The 2,276-nt window shown below is 42.0% G+C and carries 4 protein-coding genes; 3 read left to right on the forward strand and 1 reads right to left on the reverse strand.

All coding sequences use genetic code 11. The features are described from left to right. Together AB3112_RS10810 and rpmF are read left to right on the forward strand one after the other, a co-directional pair. Positions 1-423 (forward strand): DUF177 domain-containing protein (locus AB3112_RS10810; RefSeq protein WP_367334489.1); only part of this gene is annotated, 423 nt, incomplete at its 5' end. A 54-nt stretch (positions 424-477) separates the two neighbouring features. Then, positions 478-654 carry a 50S ribosomal protein L32 gene (rpmF, locus tag AB3112_RS10815; protein ID WP_008856889.1) on the forward strand — a complete coding sequence of 59 codons (177 nt, stop codon included), beginning with the start codon at positions 478-480 and terminating at the stop codon, positions 652-654. A 136-nt stretch (positions 655-790) separates the two neighbouring features. Here rpmF and adhP read toward each other — a convergent pair whose 3' ends face one another. Beyond that, positions 791-1,807 (reverse strand): alcohol dehydrogenase AdhP, encoded by a 1,017-nt coding sequence (gene adhP / locus AB3112_RS10820; protein ID WP_057910423.1) that lies wholly within the window; start codon positions 1,805-1,807, stop codon positions 791-793. Positions 1,808-2,068: 261 nt separating this feature from the next. Here adhP and AB3112_RS10825 point away from each other — a divergent pair. Next, a partial coding sequence (locus tag AB3112_RS10825; RefSeq protein ID WP_367334490.1) for a response regulator occupies positions 2,069-2,276 on the forward strand: 208 nt, incomplete at its 3' end.

Below are 2,276 nucleotides of genomic sequence, written 5' to 3' on the forward strand. Positions count from 1 at the left end.
GTTGAAGGCACTGCGTTTGCCGATCGAGGTGACGTGATTGTTGATACCCACATTGTTGGCAAGCTTGTGGTTCCATCGTCACGGTCCTTGGTTCCCGTCGATTTGCCACTTGATTTTACGGTTGAGGAATTTTATGTTCCCAGTAAAGCTGCTGAATCAAGATATGGCAAAGATGACGTCGTTTTCGTCTTAGGCGAAGATGACATGGTGGACATGCAAAGGGCAGTTGTTGATAATGTGATTTTGCATATTCCTATGCACATTCTGTCTCCTGAGGAAATGGCCGGCAAGAAATTGCCCAGTGGCCAAGATTGGGATGTTATGACGGTAGATGACTATCGCCAGCAAAAGGCAGAACTAAAGACAGTTGATCCACGTCTAGCAGAATTGAAGAACTTTTTTAAAAATCGCGATTCAAAGTAGCTGGACTTAAAATTTCACTAGTGGATATTTTATTTTTACGAGGAGGGAAAAAGAATGGCTACACCAGCACGTAGAACTTCTAAAGCTAAAAAGCGCATGCGTCGCGGTCACATCAAGTTGACGACTCCTAATTTGAGCCTCGACCCAAAGACCGGTGAATACACCATGCCACATCACGTATCACCATCCGGCTTCTACAAAGGCCGTAAGGTTATCAAAGATAACAAGTAATTAAAAAAACAATTTAGAACGCCATGGATTCTAAATTGTTTTTTTGTACATAAAATTTCAAACAAGGCATAAAATCCGAAAAAAGAGCGGCTGGACGAAAAATGTCCTGCCGCTCTTTTTAGATTCATCAAATGAATTACTTAGTGAAATCAACAACCATCCGACCAACAATCTTGTTGGCTTTCATTTCGTCGATAATATCGTTTACTTCGTCCAGGCGACGAGTTTGAACGATTGGCTTAACTTTGCCTTCAGCACCGAACTGGAAGGTTTCAGCAAGGTCTTGGCGCGTTCCAACCAATGAGCCGGCAACTTGAATACCGTCAAGAACAGTTTTGTCGATGTTCAAGGCCATGTCACCCTTAGGAAGGGCAACGGCAACTAATTTACCATCAGGACGTAATGCGTTGACTGATGTTGTGAAGGCTTCAGTGGTGACAGCAGTAATTTGAGCATTATGAACACCGCCGACCTTCTTTTGGATTTGTTCAGCAACGTCTGGATCGTGACGGTTGATTGTAATGTCGGCACCATTTTCCTTAGCTGCTTGGAGCTTTTGTTCGTTACCGTCAACGGCAACAACGTGAGCACCAAATACGTTGTGGGCATATTGAACGGCCAAGTTACCAAGACCACCACAGCCAACAACTTCAACCCATTGACCTGGGCGGGTATCACCAACTTTGAGGGCCTTATACATCGTAACTCCGGCACAAGTCAATGAAGTTGCTTCAACTGGGTCAAGTCCTTCAGGGACCTTAACGGCGTAGTCTGCAGGAACGATGACTTGTTCTGCCATGGCACCATCAACAGTGTAGCCTGAGTTTTGAACGTTACGGCAAAGTGTCTCACGGCCTGTAATACAGTATTCACAGTGGCCACAGCCTCTGTAGAACCAAGCGATTGATACGCGGTCGCCAATCTTTAAATTTGTGACATCGTCAGCAACCTGAATGACTTTACCAACACCTTCATGACCAATAATTCGGCCAGGAACTTTGCCAAAATCACCTTCGGCAACGTGGAGGTCTGTGTGACATAATCCACAATATTCAACTTGAACTAAAGCTTCACCCTCGTGGATTGGGCGTAAATCTACATCTTTGATATCAACGTATCCATCGACTGGATCTCTTACAACAGCAGCTTTCATGTGTTTTATCATCCTTTTTGTAATATATTTTCAAACAAGTACATTATAAGCATTCAACCGTTTGTTTACAAGTGAAAAGTGGCACAAAATATTGATAAATGAAAATTATTTCCATATCATCACGTTCGTTGCATGTTTGTCGATCTTTTCCAAAGTAACTCACTAAAGTTCTCATAATTATGGTAAAATGAGAGTTATGTTAATAAGTTTCTATGTAATTAATAAACAAATTAAGATACTTTATAGGAGAGCTGATTATTTATGAGTCGAATTTTGATTATTGAAGACGAGAAGAATTTAGCCCGTTTCGTCGAACTGGAATTAAAACATGAGGGTTATGAAACTCAAGTTGAACTCAATGGTAGAACAGGTTTGCAGGCCGCATTGGATGAGAATTTCGATGTGATTTTGCTTGATTTAATGCTTCCTGAATTAAACGGGATGGAAGTTGCCCGTCGATTACGTGAAA

The sequence above is a fragment of the Lentilactobacillus sp. genome (assembly GCF_040773105.1).
In the GTDB taxonomy this organism is placed as follows: Bacteria; Bacillota; Bacilli; order Lactobacillales; family Lactobacillaceae; genus Lentilactobacillus; species Lentilactobacillus parabuchneri.

Bases quoted from the DNA above. Each gene is read 5' to 3' on its own strand.
- rpmF (WP_008856889.1), top strand. From the start codon at position 478: ATGGCTACACCAGCACGTAGAACTTCTAAAGCTAAAAAGCGCATGCGT.
- adhP (WP_057910423.1), bottom strand. From the start codon at position 1,807: ATGAAAGCTGCTGTTGTAAGAGATCCAGTCGATGGATACGTTGATATC.